This is a genomic window from Peijinzhouia sedimentorum, assembly GCF_049340005.1.
GTDB lineage: Bacteria > Bacteroidota > Bacteroidia > Cytophagales > Cyclobacteriaceae > CAXBDP01.
Window position 1 is genome coordinate 1 of sequence record NZ_JBMPIY010000021.1, and the last position, 5,945, is coordinate 5,945.

The 5,945-nt window shown below is 41.3% G+C and carries 3 protein-coding genes and 1 pseudogene; all 4 read right to left on the reverse strand.

Features of this window, described 5'->3' with window-relative positions; translation table 11 throughout:
* Positions 1 to 893, reverse strand: a pseudogene (locus ACOXY8_RS17115) (hypothetical protein); the annotation flags it as partial.
* Positions 894 to 1,112: 219 nt separating this feature from the next.
* The gene (locus ACOXY8_RS17120; protein WP_458332841.1) at positions 1,113 to 1,325 is read right to left on the reverse strand and encodes a PID-CTERM protein-sorting domain-containing protein; all 213 of its coding nucleotides are present in this window, start codon (positions 1,323 to 1,325) and stop codon (positions 1,113 to 1,115) included.
* Between the two features lie 76 nt (positions 1,326 to 1,401).
* Complete coding sequence (locus tag ACOXY8_RS17125) at positions 1,402 to 5,292, reverse strand: T9SS type A sorting domain-containing protein (RefSeq protein ID WP_458332842.1); 3,891 nt, start codon at positions 5,290 to 5,292, stop codon at positions 1,402 to 1,404.
* Positions 5,293 to 5,729: 437 nt separating this feature from the next.
* Positions 5,730 to 5,945, reverse strand: a 216-nt coding sequence (locus tag ACOXY8_RS17130; protein WP_458332843.1) for a PID-CTERM protein-sorting domain-containing protein, incomplete at its 5' end; no start/stop codon positions are given.

A 5,945-nucleotide genomic window follows, 5' to 3' on the forward strand; every position in this document is an offset into this window, starting at 1 on the left:
TTGTTCTGTGTAGCAACCACAAGTGCAAACTCGGTCGCATCCACTCCATTCCCTCTTACAAAAATATACTCCTGACCAATCGCATTTTCCGGAATAATTTGATCAGCTCCAGCATCTTGATTTCCTATTACAGAAGGTTGCACATGCATGGAGCCCACATTAACAGCGATATTCTTATTAGAACTTATTGAAGCTCCTAACCACCCGTCAATATTAGCTGGATTTGCAGCCGATTGAATCGTTTCTAATACGTAGGTTTCTCCCGCATCCAGACTCACTGTAATAGAATTATCGGTCAACCCTATCGGATCAGCGCCCAACCTAAAGGTTACAGCAGGATCATAGCCAAAAATCGTTACCGTTGTATTATCTTCTGTGGCCATTATTCCCATGGTTGTATTCAAAAGACTGTAACTGGTACCTCTATTGGGGACTCCTCCCCATTTGAAAGCAGTACCTAATGCTTGCCGACCTTTGGATACGATGGAGGTAGCTTGAGACGGAGACCTCCCACGAAAATTCACGTAAAACTTCTCTCCTCCGGCAGACTCAAAACGGAGACCCGAGTTACTTAATACAATTCCCGTATTTGCATCAGTTACCAATGTAATATCATTATTGCCATCTGCTAAAGCAAATGTTCCACTACTTGTATTGGATATGGAAATGCTTGCTATTGGCGTGGTATTAGTACCTTGATAGACATTGACATTAAAAGGCGTAGTCTCTGGAGTTGAAAGAACAACGTTCTGCTGGATTATAGCAAAGGTATTGGGATCAACGCCACCTGCTCTCTGTTTTAAAGGTGGCATATAATGCACATCGCTTAATTGTGCATAAAGGCTGAAACTGGAACAAAAAATGAAGAGGGTAAGCAGTAAATGTCTTTTCATAGAATGGTCAAAGGATTAGTCACAAGTATAACCACTCTTTAGAATTTCTCCAAAATTGAATTGATTTAGATATAGATTTAACTAGATCAGCACTTTACTTTTTAATTTCTAAAATTGCCCTCAATTATTAGAGATTAATAAATTAATCTTTTTAAGATAGTATTTACTTTAATCAATTGGTCAAAAATCGACAACACATTGATTAAAACATTTGAACTTCTAAGATTTTCTTCGGTTTTTCTTTTTCTTCGCTCTCTGATCTTTTAGTTTCTTAGCACCATAAACAGCTCCTGCGCCAAGGAGTAAGCTTAAGCCACCATCTATCGGGTTGTCCAACACGTCAGGCGTAAAGCTCGGCGGGCCGCCAAAGGTTTGCGCATAGCTGAGAAGAGATAGAAATAAGAGGCTGAAGGTAAGTATAGCTATTTTCATTTGTGATTGCTTTTTGCTTGGTAAAATATGGCGGGAGGATGGTCTACCCTCCCGCTTTCTTTTAGTTTTGTTATGTTTAGTTTACGATCAAGCGTTTTACAATCCGCTCGGTGCCATGCGTGATTTCTACTAAGTAGATCCCCTTGCTCAATTGACTTAGATTAATGTCAAGCTCCGATGTATCAGTGGTGAGCTTTTCATTGCTCACTTCTACGCCTGTCATTGAGACAATACGGATATTGGTAGTCGCTACATTGTCCGGCTTTTGGATGCTGATCCTCACCTGCTCTTGTGCCGGATTCGGTAGTAAGTACGCTTGGAAGCGATGGTTACTCGGGTGGATACTGGTGATCACTTCTATGCCCATCACGAGATCAAATCGGTGGCCTTTGCTGCTTGGATCGTCCGTTACCTCAAAGTCGTACGTTGTGCCTTTTTGAAGAGTGATGTATTCTTCCGTGAAACGATCATACAGTCTTAGCGTTCGGCCTTCTTCAAGGTCGAAGTCTGGTAAGCTAAGCGTGTACGCTCTTGCTGGACTGAGGATATGTAAGGGAATGCGGTTGATATTAGTCTCGGCTCCTTCGGATTCTTGGTAAGGACGAGCATCTATCGCCATCGCAAAGTCATCGGCACTTACAGTGAATAGGTTTACTTCCGGATTCGCCAGTTTCGTAGCATCTTCTGCGTCTTGGCTGGTGTTTGCTCCTGCTGCATTGAAGAAAACCATGCTTCGATCCCACCATTCACCTTCGCTACTTAAGACCATTTGGATACTATTGCTGCCATACTTACTCGCTTGTTCAGCATCCATACGTAGCGTACTGCCTGCCACGCTTTGAAGCGGTTCGTTGCTATTGACCTTGTCGGCTTCTTCTATTGTTAATGTTTGCGCAGCTGCTCCGGCTCTTACAAAGAAAGCGCCACCGGTGGGTAAAGTATACGTGGGATCGCCTGTAGCAAATGGTTCTGTTAAGTATGCTCCACCTCTACCAGCCGTGCCACTTGTACTCTCTCTTGGTTGCCAGATATAGAAGTTCGCTCCCACGGATACGCTTCTTGTTATCGCCTTCAAATCTATCGCTGAGGGATATGGATTCCCAATTAAGTTGAAGTCACTTAGCCCGCCAGAAGGAGAAGCTGAGGTTAAATTAATCGTTTGTGTACCAGTATTCACTTCGCCTTCCCACTCAAAGGTGACTGGATCTGGCGTATATTCTATATCATCAAAACTGCCGGCTTGGCCTTTTGAACCTCGTACCAATACTCTAATACCTTGGTAACGATTCCAATTATCCGTCATAGACGTGAACGCTGTCCAACCTCCATCATTTTCCGTATCCGCATCGCCTTGGCTTGGATCATAATAAAAAGCCGATGGATTGTTCGTTGCTGTAGGCGTAAAGCCTGTGCCGCTTCCAGTAATATCAATCTTATCGCCTAGTTCACTTAAAGGAATGGCTGAGCTAAAAGGATGACCCATAAAACGGAAGCTGCGGTTGCTGCCCATCAAATAACGCTCTTGTAACACCGTGCCAGTGATCGCACTTGTTCCTGTAAGGCTACCAATGTACGCGGTACCTGTGCCATCACTTTTGAGGATCAGTTTTCCTCCCGCTCCGATAGTGATATTGCTATCTTCGGTGATATCCAATCGGAAGCTGGGTGCCATCGTCAATGTCGCATTCGGCTCAATGGTAATGTTGCCCAATTCCATATTTGCATTAAATACTGGATAAGGCGTTGCGCTTTCTGGAATGATTATGTCTGCGCCTACAGGTGGCATGCCGTTATCCCAATTACTTCCAACACTACCATCACCTGTTCCGCCTGACCAAGTATAAGAGGTCGGTGCAGCAATTACTAACCCTGGAATAGGATTCACTGTTGAACCAGACCCAGGAGTGTCATAGTTAAAACTTTGCAAATAAGGATAGGAAATATAGCCTCCCGCAGATTCCTGGATTTGCCAAATACCTGTAGTTGCTGTAAAATTCCAATCGTTGGGAGTAATATCAGTAGTAAAAGTAGCCAAGCTCTTCATTTGAGCTGTGGTTTTTGCAACTCCTTTACCGGTATCACTTCGACCACTCGTTTCTGAATCGTAAAAACTATTAGTAACTGTTCCTGACCTAGAACCTATAAAACCACCAACTAGAGAACTCCCACTAACTAAACCAACACTATACGAATTTGTTGAACTACTACCTGAAAGGAGTCCACCAATTGCGCCTCCAACAAACTGACTTCCAGATACATTACCAGTACTATATGAATTCTCTAGGACACTCTGCTCAAAATAACCGGCAATCCCACCAACCCAACTACTTGAACTACTAACGGTCCCCGAGGAAAATGAATTAGAAATAGAGGAGGTTCCAGCTGCACCAGACGGAGCGGCATCCATGTAACCAACTATTCCGCCTGTAAATCCACCATTACCACCCAAAACTGAAGAAAGTGAAAATGAATTAGAAAGAGTAGTGCCTCGCATAAAACCTACTATTCCACCCACATCCCTACTATTGAAATCGCCAACACCCCTTACGCTACCAGAAGTAGAAACCCATGCAATCTGAGCATTTAAACTTAAACCAATTAATGAACCTACATATCGAAAGCCAATAACATTTGCATTGGTAAGACTAATTCTATTTATACTAGAAGAGCTTCCACTTACTAGTCCAAATAAACCTACATAATTCAAAGTAGGCCTGTTGATCGTTAAACCAGATATTGTATAGTCTCCACCATTATAGGTTCCAGTGAATGGCCTATTACTAAAACTTGTTGCTGAAAATGGAACAGTAGTAGCTTTCCCAATAGGACTCCATCCCGCTCCACAATTCCAATACGCAGTAGAAGAAGCATCAATATTAGCAGTCTGCACATAGTGTGAAGCCCATCGACTTTCATCTTCTGAAATCCACTTTAAGTTGGCCAATGTAGCAATTTGATAAGGAGTTCCTAATGTTCCATCGCCAACAGTCGGTGCTACAGAAGCTATTTCGCCCATCAAAGATTGTAAGTACGGATACCCATTATTTAATCCAATACCACACATTGCCCATGTAGAAGTGAAATCCCAAGCATCTACTCCCAAATCTGTGGTAAAAGTAGCCAACGTTTTCATTTCGGCTGTGGTTTTTGGCACTCCCTTACCAGTATCATCACTCTGACCACTTGCCTCCGAATCATAAAAACTATTTACTATTGTTCCAGATGATACTATATTACCTATCAATCCACCCTGATTTGTAGCTGCTCCTCCTACGCTTCCTGTAGCATAGGAGTTATTCACAACTGAAGACCAAAGCTGTCCAACTAACCCGCCAGCATGTGAACCACTTGCTGTTATCGAAACTCGTGCATAGGTGTTGGAAATTGTAATAACATTAGCAAAACCAACAAAACCTCCAACGCGAGTTCTTCCTACTATACTTCCTGTAGCAAAGCACTCACTAACAATTGCCCCAGTATATCCAGAGCCTAATAAACCTCCTACAACATCTTGTCCAGTTATATTTACGTCAACTACTCCAAGGTTTTCAAGCGTTCCTCCATCTAAAGAATTAAATAATCCGATGCCAGAAGTTAAAGGGCGGTTTATAAATAAATCACTTATTACATAACCATCTCCATTATATACCCCAGTGAAATTATTTATCGGTAGCCAACCTTCACCGGCAAACCAACTGATGGTAGCCGAAGCATCTATGTTGGCGGTTTGAATAAAGTGATAACTTTGTCTAGTTGTGCGGTTCGGACTAGCCACCACGACATCAGTCGCAGCAATCCAGTACAAATTTTGTAAAGTAGCAATTTGGTATGGATTGCCTGAGCTTCCATCGCCTGCCGCTGGGGCAGTTGCCGTTTGAGCATTAACTGTATGGTTAAAGCCTAAGACTAAAAGGAATAAGACAGCAAATACTAAATATTTGCAACAATTTGTAAAGGTTTTAATCATAGTTCTACCTTGTATGCAATGAATATTGCATACAAGGTAGAACTAATAATTTTATGTTAAACTACACCCGAAGCATCATCTTGAAAATACTTACCAAATATATTTTAATATTTAATAAAATAATTAACAGTCAACCACTTAAAAATATTTTATTTCAACTATTTCTCACATAAGAGAGTATTTATTTTTCTTAATTTTTATATGTATTAATATAATTTTAGCATTAAATAGAAAACTTGAAAGTAAATGAATATCATAATTGTTTAGATAATTACCAAGTAATTAGTCATGAATGACAGTTTTTATGCAAATAATTTTTTCTGAATTTATGGTACTTGAATTCGTCTCTTCTATTTGAGTTTTCTGCTCTTTCTTTGGCAAGTTCTTTTGAAAAAGTACAATTGAGGCTAAACCGTATGAACAAGAAATATAAACTATTACTTTCTCTTCCGATCTTTATTTGTCTTTCTCTTATCGCGTAACTTCTTAGCCCCATAAGCGGCTCCTGCACCTAGCAGTAAGCTCAAGCCACCATCTATCGGGTTGTCCAACACGTCAGGCGTAAAGCTCGGTGGCCCGCCAAAGGTTTGCGCATAGCTCACTGCGGATAAAAACAATAGGCTGGTAAGTAGGATATATTTCATCGATTCTTC

What these genes read in the sequence shown, in the direction of transcription:
- ACOXY8_RS17120 (WP_458332841.1), bottom strand. Translation starts at nt 1,325, where the DNA reads ATGAAAATAGCTATACTTACCTTCAGCCTCTTATTTCTATCTCTTCTC.
- ACOXY8_RS17125 (WP_458332842.1), bottom strand. Translation starts at nt 5,292, where the DNA reads ATGATTAAAACCTTTACAAATTGTTGCAAATATTTAGTATTTGCTGTC.